25 protein-coding genes are annotated in these 19,920 nt (G+C 65.7%); 9 read left to right on the forward strand and 16 right to left on the reverse strand.

From position 1 onward, the window contains the following. Positions 1-77 precede the first annotated feature (77 nt). Positions 78-515: a hypothetical protein gene (locus tag AC1D1A_RS16025; RefSeq protein WP_476948142.1), complete on the reverse strand. Its 438-nt coding sequence runs from the start codon at positions 513-515 to the stop codon at positions 78-80. A gap of 482 nt (positions 516-997) precedes the next feature. On the opposite strand from AC1D1A_RS16025, the gene AC1D1A_RS16030 reads away from it, so the two are divergent. After that, positions 998-1,576, forward strand: a complete 579-nt coding sequence (locus AC1D1A_RS16030; RefSeq protein ID WP_230009858.1) for a histidine phosphatase family protein — start codon at positions 998-1,000, stop codon at positions 1,574-1,576. A 9-nt stretch (positions 1,577-1,585) separates the two neighbouring features. Here AC1D1A_RS16030 and AC1D1A_RS16035 read toward each other — a convergent pair whose 3' ends face one another. After that, complete coding sequence (locus tag AC1D1A_RS16035; RefSeq protein ID WP_476855830.1) at positions 1,586-2,485, reverse strand: C2 family cysteine protease; 900 nt, start codon at positions 2,483-2,485, stop codon at positions 1,586-1,588. Between the two features lie 266 nt (positions 2,486-2,751). Between AC1D1A_RS16035 and AC1D1A_RS16040 the strand changes: the two genes are divergently transcribed. The 5 genes from AC1D1A_RS16040 to AC1D1A_RS16060 all read left to right on the forward strand — a co-directional run bounded on the left by AC1D1A_RS16040 (position 2,752) and on the right by AC1D1A_RS16060 (position 6,816). After that, positions 2,752-3,474, forward strand: coding sequence for a DNA alkylation repair protein (locus tag AC1D1A_RS16040; protein WP_476948143.1), 723 nt, complete (start codon positions 2,752-2,754; stop codon positions 3,472-3,474). A gap of 120 nt (positions 3,475-3,594) precedes the next feature. After that, positions 3,595-4,083 carry a histidine kinase gene (locus AC1D1A_RS16045; protein WP_476849190.1) on the forward strand — a complete coding sequence of 163 codons (489 nt, stop codon included), beginning with the start codon at positions 3,595-3,597 and terminating at the stop codon, positions 4,081-4,083. A 77-nt stretch (positions 4,084-4,160) separates the two neighbouring features. Next, positions 4,161-5,006 carry a DUF4097 family beta strand repeat-containing protein gene (locus AC1D1A_RS16050; protein ID WP_476855831.1) on the forward strand — a complete coding sequence of 282 codons (846 nt, stop codon included), beginning with the start codon at positions 4,161-4,163 and terminating at the stop codon, positions 5,004-5,006. 32 nt (positions 5,007-5,038) lie between these two features. Continuing rightward, a complete protein-coding gene (locus tag AC1D1A_RS16055; RefSeq protein WP_476855832.1) occupies positions 5,039-5,983 on the forward strand; it encodes an ATP-binding cassette domain-containing protein in 945 nt (314 codons plus the stop codon). Beyond that, a complete protein-coding gene (locus tag AC1D1A_RS16060) occupies positions 5,980-6,816 on the forward strand; it encodes an ABC transporter permease (protein ID WP_476858500.1) in 837 nt (278 codons plus the stop codon). Before AC1D1A_RS16055 ends, AC1D1A_RS16060 begins: the two co-directional genes overlap by 4 nt. Positions 6,817-7,023: 207 nt before the next feature. Here AC1D1A_RS16060 and AC1D1A_RS16065 read toward each other — a convergent pair whose 3' ends face one another. Then, positions 7,024-8,397 carry an MFS transporter gene (locus AC1D1A_RS16065; RefSeq protein WP_476948144.1) on the reverse strand — a complete coding sequence of 458 codons (1,374 nt, stop codon included), beginning with the start codon at positions 8,395-8,397 and terminating at the stop codon, positions 7,024-7,026. A gap of 93 nt (positions 8,398-8,490) precedes the next feature. On the opposite strand from AC1D1A_RS16065, the gene AC1D1A_RS16070 reads away from it, so the two are divergent. Beyond that, positions 8,491-8,871, forward strand: a complete 381-nt coding sequence (locus tag AC1D1A_RS16070; protein WP_476948145.1) for a ClpX C4-type zinc finger protein — start codon at positions 8,491-8,493, stop codon at positions 8,869-8,871. Between the two features lie 185 nt (positions 8,872-9,056). On the opposite strand, the gene AC1D1A_RS16075 is transcribed toward AC1D1A_RS16070, so the two are convergent. The 12 genes from AC1D1A_RS16075 to AC1D1A_RS16130 all read right to left on the reverse strand — a co-directional run bounded on the left by AC1D1A_RS16075 (position 9,057) and on the right by AC1D1A_RS16130 (position 18,477). Beyond that, entirely contained in the window at positions 9,057-10,079 is a 1,023-nt protein-coding gene (locus AC1D1A_RS16075; RefSeq protein ID WP_028276305.1) for an LLM class flavin-dependent oxidoreductase, read from the reverse strand. 183 nt (positions 10,080-10,262) lie between these two features. Continuing rightward, a complete protein-coding gene (locus AC1D1A_RS16080; protein WP_476858503.1) occupies positions 10,263-10,565 on the reverse strand; it encodes a hypothetical protein in 303 nt (100 codons plus the stop codon). A 411-nt stretch (positions 10,566-10,976) separates the two neighbouring features. Then, positions 10,977-11,915 (reverse strand): NmrA family NAD(P)-binding protein, encoded by a 939-nt coding sequence (locus AC1D1A_RS16085; RefSeq protein WP_476948146.1) that lies wholly within the window; start codon positions 11,913-11,915, stop codon positions 10,977-10,979. Between the two features lie 146 nt (positions 11,916-12,061). Then, positions 12,062-12,442 (reverse strand): hypothetical protein, encoded by a 381-nt coding sequence (locus AC1D1A_RS16090; RefSeq protein WP_476855836.1) that lies wholly within the window; start codon positions 12,440-12,442, stop codon positions 12,062-12,064. A gap of 6 nt (positions 12,443-12,448) precedes the next feature. After that, on the reverse strand, positions 12,449-12,766 hold the full coding sequence (locus AC1D1A_RS16095) for a hypothetical protein (protein ID WP_476948147.1): 318 nt from the start codon (positions 12,764-12,766) through the stop codon (positions 12,449-12,451). Positions 12,767-12,810: 44 nt separating this feature from the next. Further along, positions 12,811-14,109, reverse strand: coding sequence for a Y-family DNA polymerase (locus AC1D1A_RS16100; RefSeq protein ID WP_476948148.1), 1,299 nt, complete (start codon positions 14,107-14,109; stop codon positions 12,811-12,813). Positions 14,110-14,117: 8 nt separating this feature from the next. Beyond that, complete coding sequence (locus tag AC1D1A_RS16105) at positions 14,118-14,549, reverse strand: LexA family protein (protein WP_476855837.1); 432 nt, start codon at positions 14,547-14,549, stop codon at positions 14,118-14,120. Positions 14,550-14,808: 259 nt separating this feature from the next. Then, a complete protein-coding gene (locus tag AC1D1A_RS16110) occupies positions 14,809-15,576 on the reverse strand; it encodes an SCO1664 family protein (protein WP_476855838.1) in 768 nt (255 codons plus the stop codon). After that, the gene (locus AC1D1A_RS16115; protein WP_476858506.1) at positions 15,576-16,130 is read right to left on the reverse strand and encodes a DUF3090 domain-containing protein; all 555 of its coding nucleotides are present in this window, start codon (positions 16,128-16,130) and stop codon (positions 15,576-15,578) included. Before AC1D1A_RS16115 ends, AC1D1A_RS16110 begins: the two co-directional genes overlap by 1 nt. 24 nt (positions 16,131-16,154) lie before the next feature. Beyond that, positions 16,155-16,847 carry a histidine phosphatase family protein gene (locus AC1D1A_RS16120; protein WP_476948149.1) on the reverse strand — a complete coding sequence of 231 codons (693 nt, stop codon included), beginning with the start codon at positions 16,845-16,847 and terminating at the stop codon, positions 16,155-16,157. A 467-nt stretch (positions 16,848-17,314) separates the two neighbouring features. Beyond that, a complete protein-coding gene (locus AC1D1A_RS16125; RefSeq protein ID WP_476948150.1) occupies positions 17,315-18,049 on the reverse strand; it encodes a hypothetical protein in 735 nt (244 codons plus the stop codon). Then, positions 18,046-18,477 (reverse strand): hypothetical protein, encoded by a 432-nt coding sequence (locus AC1D1A_RS16130; protein WP_476948151.1) that lies wholly within the window; start codon positions 18,475-18,477, stop codon positions 18,046-18,048. Before AC1D1A_RS16130 ends, AC1D1A_RS16125 begins: the two co-directional genes overlap by 4 nt. Before the next feature lie 208 nt (positions 18,478-18,685). On the opposite strand from AC1D1A_RS16130, the gene AC1D1A_RS16135 reads away from it, so the two are divergent. Next, positions 18,686-19,018: a DUF1648 domain-containing protein gene (locus AC1D1A_RS16135; RefSeq protein ID WP_476948152.1), complete on the forward strand. Its 333-nt coding sequence runs from the start codon at positions 18,686-18,688 to the stop codon at positions 19,016-19,018. Between the two features lie 42 nt (positions 19,019-19,060). Then, complete coding sequence (locus tag AC1D1A_RS16140) at positions 19,061-19,294, forward strand: hypothetical protein (RefSeq protein ID WP_476948153.1); 234 nt, start codon at positions 19,061-19,063, stop codon at positions 19,292-19,294. A 25-nt stretch (positions 19,295-19,319) separates the two neighbouring features. Here the strand turns inward: AC1D1A_RS16140 and AC1D1A_RS16145 are convergent, their stop codons facing one another. Further along, positions 19,320-19,910 carry a dihydrofolate reductase family protein gene (locus AC1D1A_RS16145; protein ID WP_476948154.1) on the reverse strand — a complete coding sequence of 197 codons (591 nt, stop codon included), beginning with the start codon at positions 19,908-19,910 and terminating at the stop codon, positions 19,320-19,322. Between the last annotated feature and the right edge of the window lie 10 nt (positions 19,911-19,920).

Below are 19,920 nucleotides of genomic sequence, written 5' to 3' on the forward strand. Positions count from 1 at the left end.
GCAACTCGACTTAGTCTCCGGACACCTTGCCGGCTCCCATAGTGATTGGCAGCGGCCGGCCGCGGTCCGGCCGGGCCCTAAGCCCATGCCTTGGCAACCAGGTCTCCTGTAGGACCGAGAATGAAGTCCACATTGAGGGATGCGCTGGGCCCCTCACCCATAGAGATCTTCTGGTCGAAAGACCCAAAGGTTGCCGGCAAGAAGTACCCCACGTTGTCCCAGTAATACTGGAAGACATACAGGAGGGGATCTTCGATCGTATCCAGGTCCTCCCCAAGGCGGTACACAACAATGGCCTTCCGGCGGACCTCTTGCGAATTCGAGCACCAGGGCAGAATCAGCCCTCCCGCATTAGCCATATTTCCAGGCGGAACCTGATCCGTTTCCCTTGGAATGATCCCCGAGGGATCGCCCGGGCCAAAGAGGGGATTCCACTCAAGGTCCTCGTAGAACAGGTTCACGCCCACATCGGCTGGCTGTCCCGGCAGACGGGTTCGGTTGGTGAGCCTTTCCAAGCCTGAATTCCACAGTAGTGGTCCTCTGCGGTCCTGGGCACCGTACGAAACTTTCTTCCGCGACGCGGAAGTGGACGCCAGCGCCGCCTCTTTGGCGGCCCTGGCCGCAGTTACCGTCTTTGGGCCTGGGGGCGGTTGCTCGAGATCCATCCTTACTTCTCCTGTCCAAGAGGTGACCGGAGCGCTCCCGTTGTTGACCGCAAGCGGCTCCGCCTGGGAGGGGCTCAAGGGATGCAATATGCTCCGCCGTGCAGCGGTTGTTGCGGCATGAGGGCTGGGCCCGGACGGCTATCGGCCATCTGAGGAATGACTCTCGTGTGAACTTTGCGTCCGGTGCTTGCCATGCGTCAAGGGACTATGCGAAGTGGCGGTGTATTGTGATCGCTCTTTGCCGCTCTTTGCCGATGACGAGGATGCTCGCGGCGGCTCCCAGACCGGCGCCTCTGTCATCGCCAGCCTGCCGTCAGGGCAGAATGGAAGGCATGACATCTACGACGTTCGCCCTCATCCGCCATGGCCAGACGGACTGGAATGCACAGCGCCGGCTGCAGGGATCCACCGACATTCCTCTGAACGACGTCGGCCGCGGTCAGGCTCGCGACGCCGTCGCCGTCCTGTCCGGCTATGAATGGGACGCGATCGTGTCGTCACCGCTGAGCCGTGCCGCGGAAACCGCCGATCTCATCGCCGCCGGGCTCGGCCTCAGCGTGGCCCGGCGCGTGCCGGAGCTCGCCGAGCGCAGCTTCGGACCCGCGGAGGGCCTTCAGGACGGTCCTGAACTGGACGCACTGCGCATCCCCGACGGGTTCCGCGGCGCAGAGAGCGAGGACGAGGCCGCCGGCCGAGGGTTGGCCGCGCTTGAGGCGCTGGCCGAGGAGTTCCGTGGCCGCCGCGTCCTGGCCGTCGCCCATGGCACGCTCCTGCGCGTGAGTCTCAGCCGCGCCGTCGGCCGCACCCTGGACAGCATCGACAACGCTGTGCTCAACCTGGCCCACCACCATGCCGTCGACGGCTGGCAGCTCGAATACTTCAACGGCGAGCGGGCCATGGCTGCCGTTTAGGGCTGCCGCTCAAGGATATGTTGGTATCGCGATGTACTGGTTGATGTTCGTTGACTGGAAGGTCGCAAAAGCCAGCGTGGTGTGGCCACCCTCCGGGTCACCTACCACAACCGTTTGGTCGGAGGGATTCAGACCCAGCAATGCGTAGGAATGGTCGGAGACCAGCTCGCCGTCGGAGTTGGACGTCCCAAAGGTCACGAGGCCTTTCGTGAAATCCTGCTGCATCTGCTCAAAGCTCACTCCCGTCATGGGGCCGCCGGGGTTGCGGTCGACGCCCACTTCGCCGGTGATGGCATAGAGGGCATTGTGTACATCATGATCCTGGGCGTTGCTGAGGTCGGTGCCATCGATGCCGTTGTAGCTGTTGCCGTTCGCGGCCGCCCACCCTTTCTCGATAATCGCGGCCCATGACACGTTTTTGCCATCGATATTTTCGATGCCGTTTTCGAAGGGCTTGCCGCGGCGGTACGGAAGATCACCGTTGACCGTGACCGTCACCGGATTGGACACCCCGTCGTACTTGCTGTGGAAGGAAATGGTGTAGGTGCCGTTGCCGTTGTCATGGACCATGTTCAAGACGGTCGCAGGGGCCCGTGACGCCACTGTCATCAACGCTGCGAGGAAATAGCAATCGCCGGCGTCACCCTGCTTGATATTCGTCAAGTCTCCGGAGAGATCCGGGTTTCCGGAATCATCAAGCGCAAACAGAACCTGATTCGGGACCTTCTGGAAAGCCGCACGTCCCGATACCGAAGGATTACTCACCGGGGCCCCGGACGCTCCCGGAGGCGGCGTGACCGGTGACCGGGTAGTCACGATCCACGCAATTCCAAGAATTACCATCACCGCCACCACTGAGAAAATGACGGCGGCGCGAATTTTTGCCGGCCTGGATCCTGCACGTTCCATGTTCCGAGCCCTCCCGTCCTGCGGGGTTCCAGCCCCGCAACGGCACCGCCGCGGCAACCTTCCGGGGGCTGCCGCCGTCGGGTCTCTCCCGGTTGATCAATTCATCAGCTGATCAACAGCTTGCCGCAGGCAACCAGTCTGGGGCAAGGGGCAGCGGGCGATTCACAGGTGAGCACCGGACGCTCACCGGCGTGCGCGCCCACGGTGCAGTCGTCTGTTTTCGTCGCCAAGCCGCTTATTGCCGCGGGCGGCCGAACCGCCGACGTATGCTGAATCGCACAAGCAACGGACAGGAGGCCGAGGTGGCCCAGACGACGGAAACCGGAACGACGGCGGCCGAGGTGATGGCCGAGCTGGCCGACCTCGAGGACCCGAGGATCCGGGACGTGAACGCCAAGCACGGTGACGACCACGGGGTGAACCTCGGCAAGCTGCGGGCCTTGGCCAAGCGGCTCAAGACGCAGCAGGAGCTGGCCGGTGAGCTGTGGGGGACCGGTGATACCGCGGCGCGGCTCCTGGCGCTCCTGATCTGCCGTCCGAAGGCGTTCGATCGTGATGAGTTGGACGTCATGTTGCGCCAGGCGCACACTCCCAAGGTGCAGGACTGGCTCGTCAACTATGTGGTGAAGAAGAACCCGCATGCCGAGGAACTGCGCGTGGCCTGGTTCGCCGATCCGGACCCGCTGGTGGCAAGTGCCGGCTGGGCGCTGACTACCGACCGCGTTGCCAAGAAGCCGGAGGGCCTCGACCTGCCAGGACTGCTCGACATCATCGAGGCGCAGATGAAGGACGCCCCGGACCGCTTGCAGTGGGCGATGAACCACTGCCTGGCCCAGATGGGGATTGAGCACCCCGCACACCGCGCCCGCGCGATCGGCATCGGCGAGCGCCTCGAGGTGCTCAAGGATTACCCGACGCCGCCGAACTGCACCTCTCCGTTCGCGCCGATCTGGATCGCCGAAATGGTGAACCGACAGGACGCCAACTAGGACTCAGGGCGGGGGCCTTTCACCCGTACTCACCCTCATCGAGCCGCCGCACCAACCTGCGGATCACCCGTGACACCACGAAGGCTTGACGTGACACCACTGTGGTGTCACTATGGTGGCATGGAACTCGGACAATACGTCAACGACCTACAGCGGCAGCTAGTGGATGCCGCGGAGAACGGCTCGGAGGACACCCGCGCCGTGGCCGAGCGGCTCGCCGCCGGACTGGACGCCGCGACCCGGCTCGTGCTCCTCGACGTTCTCTCGGCTGCGGTCGGCGAGATCACCCGCGACCTCGCACCCGGATCAGTCGACATGCGGCTGCGCGGACGCGACGTCGAGTTCGTGGTGACCCAGCCGAACCCGGAATCTGACACCGACGAGCGGCCGGCCGCACCCCTCGACCTCGACGACGCGAGCACCTCGCGCACGACGCTCCGCCTGCCGGATGCCCTCAAGACCCGGGTGGACGAGGCCGCGGCCGCTGACGGCCTGTCCGTCAACACCTGGCTGGTCCGCGCGGTCGCAGCCGCTCTCCAGCCCAAGCAGCGACGATCCGCGCAGCGCACGCTGCGCACCGGCGACAACTTCGCCGGCTGGGCGCGCTAAACCGCCCACCGCACCGCACCCACCAACCACGCGGACCCGCGGGGTCGATCAAACACACCCAAAAGGAAGGCGCCAGCATGCCCACCTACGACACCCCCACCCCCATCGACCTCGCCATCAAACTGCAGGTCGGCGCGATCGAAATCATCGCCACTGACCGTGACGACACGGTCGTGACCGTCTCGCCGACGAACCCCGCGAAGGCAGTCGACCGCCGGGGCGCGGAAGAGACCAAAATCGACGTCGACGGCCAGCGGCTCATCATCACCGGCCCCCGGCCCCGCATCAGCTGGATCGGCCCAACCGAGTCGGTCGATGTGAAGGTCGAGCTGCCTGCCGGGTCGCGGCTCACCGCCGAGATCGGGGTCGGCGGCGTGCGCGCCGTCGGACGCCTCGGCGCAACCCGGATCAAGAGTTCGATGGGCCGCGTTGATCTCGACTCCACCGGCGACCTGTGGCTGCGCGCCTCGCACGGCAACGCGACCCTCGGCACCGCCGAGGGCGGGATCGAGATCACGGCCGACCACGGTCAGATCCGGATCGGCAAAGTCACCGGCGACGCGATCCTCAAGGCGTCGCACGGCACCATCCTGATCGGGGAGTCCGGCGGCGACCTTGAAGCGAAGCTCTCCTACGGCGACCTCGAGATCTCGAAGGCACTCGGGTCTGTCGCGGCGAAGACCGCCTACGGCAGCATCCAGCTCGCAGAGGTCTCGAGTGGTTCCATCCAGGTCGAGAGCGGCTTCGGCCAGGTCACCATCGGCGTGCGGCCCGGCGTTCCCGCCTGGCTCGATCTGTCCTCGAAAGAGGGGCACGTCCGCAACCAGCTGGACAGCGACCGCGCTCCGGACGCGTCCGAACAGACCGTCGCAGTGCGTGCACGCACCCAGCACGGCGACATCAGCATCCAGCGCGCTCAATGACTCCGGGCCACCAACAGAAGGGAACCAAGCACATGAACACGCCAGCAATCGACGTCCGCGGGCTGCGGAAGTCCTACGGCGCAAAGGCCGTGCTCGACGACGTCGACCTCACCGTGGACGCGGGCACAGTCACCGCGCTGCTCGGCCCGAACGGCGCCGGCAAGACGACGACCGTGCACATCCTGTCCACCCTGGTGCGGCCCGACGGCGGCACGGCACTGGTGAACGGATGCGACGTCGTGCGCGACCCTGACGGCGTCCGCGCCGCGATCGGCCTCACCGGCCAGTTCTCCGCGGTGGACAAGCTGCTCACCGGCGAGGAGAACCTGCTGCTGATGGCCCGGCTGCGCCATCTTGGAGCGAAGCGCTCGAAGGCCCGGGTGGCCGAGCTGCTTGAGCAGTTCGACCTCGTGGAGGCCGCCCGTAAGCCGCTCGCCACCTACTCGGGTGGGATGCAGCGCCGCCTCGACCTCGCCATGACCCTCGTCTCGGCGCCCAGCGTCATCTTCCTGGACGAGCCCACCACGGGCCTGGACCCGCGCAGCCGCCACACCATGTGGGACATTGTCCGCAGCCTGGTCGCGGACGGCACCACCGTGCTGCTCACCACCCAGTACCTGGACGAGGCGGACGAACTCGCGGACCGCATTGCGGTGCTCGACGGCGGCCGGCTCGTCGCCGAGGGGACGCCGGACGAGCTCAAGCGCCTGGTGCCCGGCGGACATATCCGGCTCCGGTTCGCCGACGCCGGGCGGCTCGACGCCGCCTCCCGCCTGCTCGGCGAGTCCGCCCGCGACGACGCCGGGCTCTCGCTCACGGTGCCGAGCGACGGCGGTGTCGGCGCGCTGCGCACCGTGCTGGACCGCCTCGACACGGCCAACCTGGAGGTCGACGACCTCAGCATCCACACCCCGGACCTCGATGACGTGTTTTTCGCGCTCACCGGCCGGGTCGAGACGAAGGGAACCGAATCATGACCACCATCGCCGCCAAGCGCCGGACGGCCCCGGGCACCCGCCAGCAAGCGCACGTCATTGCCGACTCGGTGACGATGCTGCGCCGCAACCTGCTGCACATGCTGCGCTATCCGGGCCTGTCGGTGTTCACCATCGTGGGGCCGGTAGTCCTGCTGCTGTTTTTCGTGTTCGTGTTCGGCGGCACGCTCGGGGCCGGCCTGCCCGGCGCGGATCCGGCCGGCGGGCGCGAGGCGTATGTCGCCTACGTCATGCCGGGCATCCTGCTGTTGACCATCGCCGGCAGCGCAGGCGGCATCGCGACGACCGTGTCGATGGACATGACCGAGGGCATCACCGCGCGGTTCCGGACGATGGCGATCTCGCGGGCCGCGGTGCTCGCCGGGCACGTGCTTGGCAATACCATCCAGGCGATTATCGCCGTCGTGCTTGTGCTCGGCGTCGGCCTCCTGATTGGCTTCCGCCCGACCGCCGGGTTTGTCGAATGGATCTCCGCCGCAGGTCTGATCGTGCTCATCGCGTACGCGATCAGCTGGCTCGGGGTGGCCATGGGCATGCAGGCGAAGTCGGCCGAGACCGCCAGCAACCTGCCCCTCGTGCTGACCTTCCTGCCCTTCCTCAGCAGCGGCTTTGTGCCGACCGAGTCGATGCCGGAATGGCTGCAGTGGTTCGCGCAGTACCAGCCGTTCACGCCGTTCATCGAGGCCATCCGCGGGCTGCTGCTCGGTACCCCGCTCGGCTGGAGCCCGGTGCTGGCAATCGGGTGGTGCGTCGTGATTGTGGTCGCCGGGTACGCCTGGTCGATGGCGATCTACGAGCGCAAGTCGGTGCGCTGAGCCCAGGGTGCACCCGGTTTCTGCGGGCGGTCGCGAGCGCATCGCGGCCGCCCGTCCTGTGCTTCAGCCGAGGTGGCGTTCGGTAGTCCGGTCTCCTCGGCACACTCGGCATGGAGATCGAACACCCGGCGGATCCGCGGTGGCCATTCCAGGGCAGGCCAATAGGGCTCGACGACGAGCTGTCTCCGTACACCCCAAGTCGCAAAGTCATTCCAGGAACGTACCACCCCTCGCTTTACGTCTTTGGCGGCGGCACGGCCCGAAGCCCAGGCTGCGAACCGGCGAGCAAGCTGGGCCGGCAGTCGGGGCGGTGGCGCAATCGAAGTCGGCCGGGAATTTGGTCCAGGTCCGCATCGGCGAGAAGGCGATGGGGACTGCGGAGGCGCCAGCGAGCAGGGCCCAGATCCAGAGCACGGGTTGGACGCCAATCCATGTGGCCAGGGCGCCCCCGGTGAGGCTGGCGACCGGCATGACTCCGAGGGTAAAAAGTCTGTTGCTGGCCATGACTGTTCCGAGTCTGTGCGGCGGAGCGATGCGGGGGATGATGCCAGCCCCCGCAATGGAGATGACCACGATGAGGAAAGCCCAGCCGAATACGGACACGCCGAGCCAGAGAGCCGGGGACCAAGGCAGGACCGTGGCGAGAGGGTATATCGCGTCGGCCGCCACGCAGGCGATGCTGGCGAGAATTCTGGTCTTTCCGATGCCGAGCTGCGTCAGGATGGCCGGTGCCGCGACGGAGGCGACAAACCCTCCCGCCGCGGCGAAGCTGCTCAGGAGCGCAAAGACGGCGGGGCTGAGTCCCAGAACGTTGAGGGCGTACACGGCTGTGGCGGCGCTGCCGAACATGGTGGCTGCGTTGAGAATCATCCCGGAGAGGAAGAGACCCTTGAGCACCGGGTGGTGAATGGTGAAGGACAGCCCGGCCCGTGCTGCCGGCCAGAATCCCTCGTGCTCCAGGGGTGGCTTGATGTCTTCGCTGACGTTGATGCTCTTGAGGGTCAGTGCAGACACGGAGTAGGAGATTCCGGCTGTCAACAAGGCGAACGGCGCGGCCATGGCGCTGAGGAGCGCCCCCGTCAGGGCGGGGGAGCCGACGGCGACCGTGCTGGCGGCCGTTTGCAGCCGGGCGTGCGCATCACTAATCCGTTCCCGTCCGACGACGGACGGGACGAAAGCTCCGTGGGCGGTGGTGAACACGACGTCGGCGACGCCGATCAGCGCCACGCAGACCAGCAGGTGTCCCATCGTCATCGCGCCGGCGATGAAGGCCGCCGGAACGCTCAGGACCGCCAAAGCGCGGATCACGTCCGCGGTGATCATCAGCCGGCGCCGCCGCAGCCGGTCCACCCAGACGCCGATCGGGAGGCCCAGGACAAGGAACGCGCTCATGCCGATCGCATTTATGGCCCCCACTTCCAGAGTGCCGGCACCGAGCATCGAAACGGCAACGATCGGGATCACGACCCGGCTTGCTTCGTCGCCGATGCCCTCGAATGCGCTGGCAACCCACAGCTTCCGGAACGCCGCCAGCCGCCTCAGCGGCGTTTTGGTGGGTGGCCGGGCTCCGGTATCAGCCATTCGTTGTAAGGTCACGCCTGACAACCTGTCAGGATTCACCTGACAAGTCAACTATGCTGAACTCTGTCAACTGTTAGCCGCCAGGAGGATGCCGTGGAACTGGAACCGCCGTTGACCGGCCCGATGATGTGCAGCTTCTGCGCGAGACCAGCCAGGATCTCGGGGCATCTCGTGGCAGGTCCCGGCGTTGCCATTTGTCAGGACTGTGCCGAGGCGTCCATGAGGCTGTTCAGCAGTTCGGACGGCTCACGGAGCGAAACGCCTTGGTTGCAGATGACTGATGATGAGCTCCTGGCCCACCTGCCGGAAATCGCCGCCGTCGCCTCCCAGGTCGAAGAGCGACTGACCGCCTGGGTGGGGACCGCGCGTCAACGGCGCATCAGCTGGGCGCGCATTGGCGCGGCTCTGGGCATGACCCGGCAATCGGCGTGGGAACGCTTTCAGCCCCCGCCGCCCATTCCCCCCGGCGGCTGACGCACCTGAGGGTGAGGCCGCGTGCCAGCATCTCTTTCGCTCTGACCTGGTGGCTTCCGCCGCGTTGTTGTGGGATCGATGCCGTCCGAAATGGACCTCAGGTGCACACAGCGGTCCCGCAGTAGAGCGTCGACACCGCCGAAATTAACCGCGACTGCAGTGCCCGGGGAATCTGTCACGAGGGGTCAGCGCCAGCCGAGCTGCGGCGCCACATACTTCAGGATCGACTCGATGACGTGGGCGTTGTAGTCGACACCGAGCTGGTTCGGGACCGTGAGGAGCAGGGTGTCTGCCGCGGCGATCGCCTCGTCCTCGGCCAGCTTCGCGGCCAGCTCGTCCGGGGCACCGGCATAGGAGCGGCCAAAGACCGCGCGCGTCTTCTCGTCGATGTTGCCCACCTGGTCGGAGCTGTGGCGGTCGCGGGCGAAGTATTGCCAGTCGCGCTCGTCCGTTAGCGCGAAGATGCTGCGGCTGACCGAGACGCGCGGCTCCCGCTCGTGCCCCGCCTCCTTCCAGGCCTGCCGGTAGAGCTCGATCTGCTCGGCCTGCTGGACGTGGAAGGGCTTGCCGCTCTCATCATCCTTGAGCGTGGAGCTCTGCAGGTTCATGCCGAGCTTCGCCGCCCAGATGGCCGTGGCGTTCGAGCCGGAGCCCCACCAGATGCGCTCGCGCAGGCCCCTCGAGTGCGGCTCCACGCGCAGCAGGCCCGGAGGGTTCGGGAACATCGGGCGGGGGTTCGGCGCCGCAAAGCCCTTGCCAGTGAGCACCTCGAGCAGACGCTCGGCGTGCCTGCGGCCCATGTCGGCGTCCGACTCGCCCTCGGCGGGGGCGAAGCCGAAGTAACGCCATCCGTCGATGACCTGCTCGGGTGAACCCCTGCTGATGCCCAGCTGCAGCCGGCCGCCCGCGATCAGGTCGGCCGCGCCAGCGTCTTCCGCCATGTAGAGCGGGTTCTCGTAGCGCATGTCGATCACGCCGGTGCCGATCTCGATGCGGCTTGTCCGGGCCCCGATCGCGGCGAGCAGAGGGAACGGGGAGGCGTATTGCTGCGCGAAGTGGTGGACTCGGAAGTAGGCGCCGTCCGCACCCAGCTCCTCGGCCGCGACCGCGAGGTCGATCGCCTGCAACAGCGCGTCCGACGCGGTGCGCGTGCCGGAATCCGGGTGGTCGGTCCAATGGCCGAAGGACAGGAATCCGATGTTCTTCACACCGGAAACGAACATGGTGGCGGCGGTTCTTATTCCCACTTGATCGTGTCAGGTATTTCTGGCCCCCGGAAGGGCATGGCCTCATCCCGACAGGCGCCTGTGTGCGGTGTGGCCGTCAAGGACGAAGCGGATGAACGTCGCAATCTGGCCGGAGCCTGGCGCCCCTTAGGCGGGACCGGGGGATCAGCCGGCCGAGTAGGGGGTCCGGAAGAGGGTGATTCCCCATTCCGGGTTGTGCAGCACGATTCCAGTCTCCCGCTGTGCAAACTGAAACGGAGCCTGAAGGTATCGTTTCATCCGCGCCTGTTCCTGGTCCCACGGGAAGTTGCACGTGCCCAGGGAACTTTCCAGTGTCCCCACATCCGGCGTGATCGTTTCGCCGGCAATGCTGACCGTGACCGCATACGAAGCGCAGGGGATACGCACGGTCATCAACGTGCGGCCGCCAACGCTGCCGAACCGTATCGCGTAGTCGCCGGAGCTCATTCCCGGATCACGGGGCACAGAAGCCGGCGTAATGGAACCGGATGTGAAGTACTGGCACTCCAGCGCTCCATTGCCTACGACTTTCTCTGCACGCTGTGGCAGGCATTCATCTATACCGTGCCCGGGGGTAGGCGGAATCGGCGGAGCCGGGGTGAGGGTCATGCCTGGTGACAGTCCGGCGCCCGTCGATGGTGCGGCCGTGGCGGCGGGCGGTTTGGTGACCGTTTGCTCGCCGGCCGACGTGCTGAGTGGGGGAGTTGACGCGCAGGCCGCGGTTAGCGCGACGACGGCGAGGCATACTACGGACAGCAGTGTCGGCGTCGTGTGCATTCCATAACGAGCGGGTCCCCCGGGCGCGGCCATGATCCGAACCCTAGGGGTTCGGGGCTTGTCCGTGCAACAACCCCCAGGCTAGGGGACCGGGGCCGGTGAGCTCTGCTGCACGTGCTGGTCCAGGACGTCCCGGGCGGTGGTCCACCTCCGGCTCCCGTACCGGTCGTTGCTGACGTAGTTCAGGGTCGCGTCGCCGCTGAACATGCTGGCGAAGTACTGCATGCCCTGCCACGGCGGGAACGGCTTGTCAGAGGCCGGCATGAGGGCTTTGACGGCCCGGCTCATAGCAGTCAAGGAGCCGACGCTGCCCGCGTAGAGGAGCCCGAATTGCGTTCCGGTCAGGTCGGACATGGTGGCTGCCAGGGTCCTTGCCGTGACCTGGTCTCCGGCGATCTGAAGGACGCGGGGCGCCCGCTCGTCGAGGGCGGCGGCGGCGGCGTAGGAGGCAGTGTCATCCTTCGTGGTGAAGTCGAGCACCTGGTCGGCGTCGGACCAGAAGAGCACACGACGCCGGGAGAACAGGATCATGGGAGCCTGCCCGGAGAGCATGTCGGTGAAGGCGCCATTGAGGATGGAAGTGGCCCGGATTTCGGTGGCATCCAGCCGCTGTGCGAAGTCTCGGCGGAACTGCAAGTTCCGGTTGCTTCGGGGGCGGATTCCGCGGTAATCGATGGAGTAATCGGAAGGGATGAAACGCGGTACGCCCACCGCGGCCGCCGCCTCCAGCAAGCGCGATTGGGCGTCGAAAATTGCGCTGTCCACGCCGTTGATCGCGGAGACTACGCAGTCAACATCCGCGCAGGCCCTTCGGAGGGCCATCGGATCGTCGTAGCCCGCCTGGATCACGTCGACGCCTTGGGCGCGGAGCTGCGCAATGCGCTCCGTGCTGGTCCCAGGCCGTGTCAGGACCCGAACGGTGGCCCCCAGGGCGACCAAATTCTGCAGGATACGCCCGCCGAGATCGCCGGTGGCGCCGGCCAGAAGGACAGTGCCCGGAGTGGGAGTCGTCGGGATCATGGTTCGCACCTCAAGTGTCGGGCGGAAAGGGATGGTGGGCTAAAGACTACCAACGGCAGGGCAGCTGCGATTCCCGCGTGTGACTCAATGCATCCCGGGCCGGACTGATCAGCGGAACCGTTGGACGTCGGTTCGCGGGTCGGCCTCTACTGCCAGCGGTGGGATTCCAGCGCGCGAAACAGGGGAGCGCGGCCGCTTTTCAGATGGTCAACGGGGCGGGACCCGCCGAGTTCCCGGCAGGGTGTAACCATCCAGGCCGTGAAGTAGTTGTGCGGAACCTTCAGTTCTATGGCGCGCTGGAAGAGGTCGACGACGGTCGGGTGGAGGTGGCCGCCGGCGACGAATTGGAATCCCGGGCAGAACGTGCCGTCGTCGATGAAGACGCGGACGAGCTGCTGCATTACAGGGTCGGGGTCGTCCATCAGTTCGGCGAGGCGGCGGCGGACCTGTTCCAGGGCGGGCAGCGTGAATTCTTCCCTGATCCCCGCCCAGATCTGGTCGTTGATCGGCTGACGGTTCAGTGTCACCGTTGCCTAGCCGCCGTCGCTGATGTCGTCCAGGAGCCACTGGACGGAGCGTGGATTCCGGCGCAGCGTGAAGGTGCGCAGCGCTGAATTAGCCCCCAGCCGGGCCTCGACGCGCCAGTATTCGGTACCGGCCGGGTTGGCGCCAGCGGCGGCCGTGCATCGGGTGCCCCGCCCGGCGTCACCGTCGATCCAGTGCCGGGATTCGGTGGCCGGATCGACAAGCCAGATCCGTCCGTCGTGCCGGATGGCAAGGGGCTTGCCTGCCGGGTCGAGCCGGACTTGAAGGTCAAGGGTTCGTGTGGGGTTTTCGGTGCTGAGGGTCATGGGTGTGGTCTTTCGTGGTGCGGTGCTGCGGGGGCGTGTTGGCGTTAGGCGGCTTTGACGAGGGGGAGTTCGTCCCAATGGGTGGTGTAGCGGGGGGAGAGCATGTCCCGTTTCATGGTCCAGTCCGGCCCGCCCCGTATGCCGGCGTGGCCGAGGCCGATGGAGCCGCGCCCGTATCGGCGGGTCACATCTTCCAGGAGGGTTCCGATGTGGCGTTCCTCGTGCGGATTTTGGAACAGGGCCAGCGGTGCCTGGTTGCCGGTGGGCCGCAGGTCGGTGACCATGATGCCGGCCCGGGCGTATTTGATGCCTTCCTGGATGTGGGGCAGGAGGGCGTGGGCGGCCCGGGTGAGCAGGACGGGATCGGCGGTGGGCATCGGCAGCGGCACGCACACCGAGGGGTAGGAGGTGTCGTTCGGGTTGAAGTGCGAGGTGCCGGCGAAGGCGGTGAGGACCTTGGCCTGGAGGCTGTATTTGGCCAGCCGTGCCGATGCCTGCTGGCCGTAGACGGACAGGACCTGCCGCATGCCGGCGGCGGTGGTGATGGGGGTGGCGAAGGAGCGCGAGAAGATGAGCTGGTCCCGGCCGATCCGTTCTTCCTGCATCGGGATGCACGGCGTGCCCTGCAGCTCCAGGACGGTGCGCATCATGACCACGGAGAAGCGGTCCCGGATCATCACCGGGTCGGCCCGGGACAGGTCAAGGATGGACTGAAGCCCTAAGGCGTTGAGGCGTTTGGTCAGGCGCGTCGCGACGCCCCAGATTTCGATCACAGACAGCCGGCCCATCAGCGCTTCTCTGGTGGCGGCGGGCACGGAGTCCCAGTGGCAGACCCCGTCGAAGGCCGGGTTGTGCTTTGCCCATTTGTTGGCCAGTTTCGCGAGGGTCTTGGTCCCGGCGATCCCGACGCAGACCGGAACCCCCACGTTGCGCCGCACGGCTGCCTTCATGGTCTGGCCCAGGACCAACAGGTCCTCCGGCGCGCCTTTGACGCCCAGGAAGGCCTCGTCGATGCTGTAAACCTCCAACCAAGCGCTGTAGCGGCCCAGCAGTTCCATCACCCGGGCGCTGATGTCCCCGTAAAGCTCGTAGTTGCTCGAGAGGGCAACAAGTCCCCACTCTTTGGCCCGCGGGGCGAGTTTGAACCATGGTTCACCGAGGCCGATGCCGAGAGCCTTGGCTTCCGGGGACCGGGTGACGGCGCACCCGTCGTTGTTGGACAGTACGACGACGGGCCGGCCTTCGAGGGACGGGTCGAATGCCCGCTCGGCCGAGGCGTAGAAGCAGTTCACATCCACGTGCGCGATCTGCGGCATCCGCCGCATCGGGGAGGGCTTAGACATGGTGTGCCTCAAACATGGTGCAGGCAGCGGGTCGCGACGCCCCAGATGACCAGATCCGACAGGGACGGAACGCGGATGTCCGGGTAGGACGGATTCTCCGCCTGCAGCACGACGCCGGCGGCCGTGATCCGCAGCCGCTTGATGGTCAATTCTCCGTCCAGGACGGCTATGACTACGGACCCGTCCTTGGGTTCCACGGCCCGGTTGACGATCAGTTCATCCCCGTCGCTGATGCCGGCGCGTTCCATCGAGTCTCCGGAGACCCGCACGACGTACGTGCTGGTGATGTCCTTGATCAGATGCTCGTTCAGGTCAATCCGCCCATCAAAGTAGTCCTGCGCCGGCGATGGATACCCGGCCGCGACGGGGACCGGAGAGATCAGCACCGACAGCAACGACATGCCCGCGTCTATCACGCGGGGACCGACAACAACGCCCACAACACACCCTTATTCGAATATATGTTCGATACATTCAGTGTAGCCGGATGGGCCGACAAAAGTTGGACTCTGCCCATATCCCTCGGCTGCGTGGGCAGCGCGGTTTCTCCTCAACATCGCAACACCTGACTGAAGGGGTGCTGTATATGGGACGCTCGGCGCGTCGTCTGCGGAAGGTGGGGCCTGCGGGCTTGGTTGAGCGTAGGCGCTGTTATCGGCGTTTGGGCAGCCAACTTTTGACAGTTGAGCCGTGATTCCCTTAGAACAGCGGCCAGGGCACCGCCGACATCTCACCGCTCGGAGCCGGAAACCGCCCGGCCAAGCGCAACCGTGCGCAGCGCGCGGCGAGCGATGCGATTTCTTCGGCGCTGAGCAAGTCCGCCAGGTTTCGGCCCAGCCCACCGTGCAGTCCTTCGCTGACACGATCGATGCCGTCGCGTTCCTCGGCGGTCAGAGCGTCTCCCAGCCATCCCCACAGCACCGTGCGCAGCTTGTGGTCACGGTGAAAGGTGAGCCCATGGTCCACGCCGTGCCGGTGTCCGTCCGTCATGGCAAGAATGTGGTCGCCTTTGCGGTCGGCGTTGTTGACGACCATGTCGAACACCGCCATGCGTCTGAGCGCCGGCGAGTCTTCGTGCACGAGGGCGACCATCCTTCCGTTCTCATCCCGTCCCTCGAGAACGTGTTTCCAGCCCGTCTCCGGAACCTGGTCCGTCGCGACCAGGTTCACGGCGCTTTGGGCGGGGTCTTGCTCCTGCCAGAGCTGCACCATTCCTTCGCCCAAAGGACCATCGCGCAGCCAGGTGCGCGGCACCACGTCCCAGCCTAAGACTTGCGAGACCAGGTAGGCGGCCACCTCCCGGTGAGCCAGGGTGCCGTGGGGAAAATCCCACAGCGGACTTTCGCCTGCTATGGGCTTATAGACGACCACCACGTCGCCGATGCTGCCCAGAAATGTAGCGTTTGAAGCCGTCGTGATACGGCCGGTGAGCGTCAGCTCGGCGGTCACTAGGTCCGGCGCTGGCATCAGACCTCGGGAAGGGTGCAGATGTGCCCGTCGGCGTCTATGGGGTAACCGCAGAGCGGGCACGTCGGACGCCCGGCGCCGACGATCTCACGGGTGCGCTTGGCGAATGCGCGGGCGGTGCCGACCGGCATTCGCACCAGCAGCATTTCGGACTCGTTAGCGCCGCCCTCATCAAGCGGTTCCTCGTTGTCATCAGCATCGACATCGGCGATGGGGTAGGCCTCTATTACGACCTGGGCCGTGGTTGGGTCCCAACCTAAGCTCATGGCGCCGGTGCGAAACTGCTCCTGAACGGCCTCGAGCTGGTCATTGTCGACAAGTTCAATGGGAGTGCTCGTGGGAACGCTGAAGGGGTTGCCCTCGACGGTGATGAGCTGGTCGAGAATTTCGTCGATCTTCTCCGCGAGCAGAGCCGACTGCTGCTTCTCCAGGGCAATACTCACGATCTGCGTCCCTGCGCGCACCTGCAGGTAGAACGTGCGCGCCCCTGGAAGGCCAATGGTGCCGACGACGATTCGATCAGGCCAGGCAAACTCGTGAACACGTGTAGGCATGTCAGTATTTTAGGCACATGAGGTTCATGGCGCCTTTTGCCCTGCACCGCCGCCCACCGGCACATCGCCAGAGTGGATGCCGTTCGACAGCCACGACAGGTCACCCGCGTCGGTGTTGGTCGCGTAGACGCTCGGCCGACTAGCGCCGTAGCGCACGATCGATACGGAGGCGGGGCCTACGTTAATACGCTGGAACAGGTCAAGGTGCATGCCGAGCGCGTCGGCGAGGATTGACTTGATGATGTCACCGTGACTCACCGCCACCCACACGGCCCCTGGCCCGTACTCGGCTTCGAAGGCTGCATCGTGGCGTCGAATCGCTGCCACCGACCGAGCCTGCATCGCGGCCATGGATTCACCGCCGGGAAAGACGACGGCGGACGGTTGCGACTGCACAACCGGCCACAAATCCTCGGTCGCGAGATCACTGAGCGTGCGGCCCTGCCACTGGCCGTAATCGCACTCGGTGAGATCGAGATCGACCGGCGCGTACGGCGTGCCAGCCTGGCGATCGAGGATGAGCTGGGCGGTCTGCTGACAACGCTCAAGAGGGCTCGACACCACCCCGACTACGGGCACGGCCGCGAGCCGGTCTCCGGTCAGAGTCGCCTGGTCGCGCCCGATCTGGTCCAGGCTGACGCCGACGGCCCGACCGGCCAGCAGTCCAGTGGCATTGGCTGTGGTGCGGCCGTGCCGCACGAGAATAACTGTCGCCATCCACCCAGCCTAACCACCCGATCGACGGCGGTGTGCACCGTACCGGGTCGCGCGCCGAACAGGCAGATAAAGCCCTGGCGGAACTCTTCAGGCGCGCCGACGCGCTCAAAGCCGCCCAGACGGACTCGGCACGCAGTGAACAGCTCATGGCCGACGCAGCAAAACCGGCAGAACCGGGACAGCCAGAACCCCCGGCCGAAACCGCCCCCCGCATGGAGGACGTCCGGTACCCGCTCCGCGCCGGATCCAGTAGTTCCCGCCCTCTCAGAGTGGTTGCGCCAAGTAATTCTGGCCCCGGTAGGACGGTTATCGCTGGCCCCACTTCGTGCATGGAAAGACAGTTCCGGCAACGTCAAGTAGCGCGGTCAGATGGTTCGCGGTTCGACGGGGATGCTTCGTTGTCCGGACAGAATGCCGATCGTCAAATTTTGATGAGAAGCAGTCCTGGGACCATGGTGGCGCTTTGGTCAGGCCCACTTGGACAGGAGGGCCGCATTGGCTTCTCGCAGGAAGATTAGATCCTCTTGTGGTGGGGCTTGCGGAGGGGCTGCCCACCACTCGGTGAGGTTGTCCGCAGTCACTAGCCTCCGCCCAGCATCGAGAGGAGTTACACGCCAGCGGTCGGTGGGCTGGAGGTCTGGGTGGTCGGGTCCGAGGACCTGAATCGCGAAGATGCCGGGCACGGAGCTCTTCACGAATCCGTGGTCGGCGCTGAGCTCCAGGTCTCCGGGGCCGGGGACGAGTAGCGCGTGGTGACCGCGGATGTAATTGTCCGGTAGGTCGGGGCCCGGGGTTGCCCTTTGGAGCATCACACTCCCAGGGGTGACTAGTCCGAAGATGATTGGGGACATTTGGGCGTAGTCGTACAGAGAGGCCGAGTCGGCGAGGAGCCGCATCAGGGACGCCCCGGCGTCGTCCTTGCCCTTCTTGATCTCGGTGCCGGCGAGGATCCAACCTTCACCGGTGAACCGGACGTACCAGTCCCCGTTGACTGTGGGGAAGATCAGGTCCGCCCATCCGATGTCCTCGCAGCAGCGGGTCAAGACGCCGGCGACCTGGTGTGGTTCGCATTGGGTCATCGTGAAGTGGATTCCCGCGAGGATCGGTGCGGTCGCGTTGGCTGCTGCCCAGCCGGCGATCTGGTCAACAATGTTCTGGAAGGCGGGGCTGTCCACGGCCCATCGGTCCAGGTTCTTCTTCACGGGTCGAAAGAAGAGGGGCGTCTCGTTGTTGTCCAAGGCTGCGTCGACGGAGCAGATCGCGGCGCACAGTACGCGTAGCGCCCTGTGCGGGGTCTGGGGCCGGGGCGGTCGGCGCATGCCGTGATGGTTCCGGTGAATCCGAGGGGCGCGATTGCGTCGGCGATCATGGTCGCAATCTCTACGGCGTGTTTGGGCGTCATAACGGGGTGCACGTAGATTGCCGTCCCCTTGCTCACTTCAACCGCATGGAACCGTTGATCGAGGTGCTCCGGCATTCTGATTCCGGTGATAGCGCCGTCGATGTCATCAGCTGATGGCTGGTCCGATCCGCCGTCAGGCTTGCAGAGGAATCCCTGGGTGAACAGTGCGTCGGTGTTCACCCTGCGGATCTTGACCTCGTCGATGGTGATGCCTGTGCGATCACCCATTGAGAGCCCCCTTCAAGCTGTGTAGGCGCAGTAATCCTCGGAGACCTTGGCCCCGCTCGCGACCGAGGTGAGCTGCCTGGCTAGACCTAGATCAGGATTCTGTTCACGGGCGGCATTTTCTCAAGAAGTTATGGGCCAAGGCAACACAGTGGACACCGGCCTGAGGCCAGATCCTCCGCGGTTTCCCTGGCTCTGGCCGGCCCCTGCAGTGATCGTCATCGTCGGCACGGTCATAACAGGCGTGATCAGTTACCCGTCGGTGCCCGACGCGCTCGCGGTCCACCAGGGCGCGAACGGCGCGCCCAACCGGCTGGCAGCCAAGTCGGTGGGCTCCGCGTTCTCTCAGGTGTTCGTGCAACCCGGTGTGACCGGGTTGCTAGTGGGTCTCGTGGCGGCCACCTTCCACAGCCGGCCCGACCTCGACCCGGCGCGCCCGCTGGCCTCGGCGCGCTGGTACCGGCAGTACATGTCGCTGGGCGTCGAAGCGCTCTTCGGGCTGGTCGCGATGATCGACGTGGGGATGCTGGGCTCGTCGCCTTGATGTGGACCGGGACGGTCACGCCGTGGGCAGTGGGCGGGACTGGTGGTCGCGCTCCCGATCCCGGCCGCCGTCGTGGTCCTGGCCAGGAACAACCGCGAGCGCGATGAGGGTGAGAAGGACACAGTGCTGACCCACCGGGACGACGACAAGTACTGGCACGGTGGCCTGGTCTATATCAACCGCGAAGACCATGCGCTGATGGTTCCGCGACGGTTCGGCCTGATCGACGAAATTCGAGGCTTCGTCCATCCCGTGGTCCTCGGGCAGGCCGAGTGACCTCCGAGAACCAAGGGTCAGCCTGTCAGCGGATTACCCGATAGCGCACGTGGGTGACGAGGCGGGAACCGCTCACGTCCGTCGGCTCAAGCTTGAGGTCCGTCACGCCGTCCAGCAACCGCTCGCCCGCTCCCAAAACTATGGGCGCAATGTGGAGCCGCAGCTCGTCGATCAGCCCCGCCGAAAGGAATTGTCCGGCGGTCTGCGCTCCTCCGGCTATGGCCACGTCCTTGCTGCCAGCGGCCTTCCGCGCCTGGGCCAACGCCGATTCGATCCCATCGGCCACGAAGTTGAACGTTGTGCCGCCCTCCATCTCCAAGGGCTCGCGGGGGTGATGGGTGAGAACGAACACAGGTGCGTGATAGGGCGGGTCCTCACCCCACCATCCCCGCCACTGCTCATCCCATGCCCCGGGACCGGCGTACATGTTCCGGCCCATGATGTAGGCGCCAGCGGCGAGGATGCCTTCGTGCTCCGCAGCGTTGGACTCGGCTTCTTCGAACATCCACCTGTGGAGGAGTTCTCCGCCCCGGCCCAAAGGTTCCGTCATGCTTTGGTTTGGGCCCGCAACGAATCCGTCGAGGGAAATAGTCAGATCGCATGTGACTCTGCTCATGCGCCCATCA

It is taken from the genome of Arthrobacter sp. P1_B9 (genome assembly GCF_056406495.1).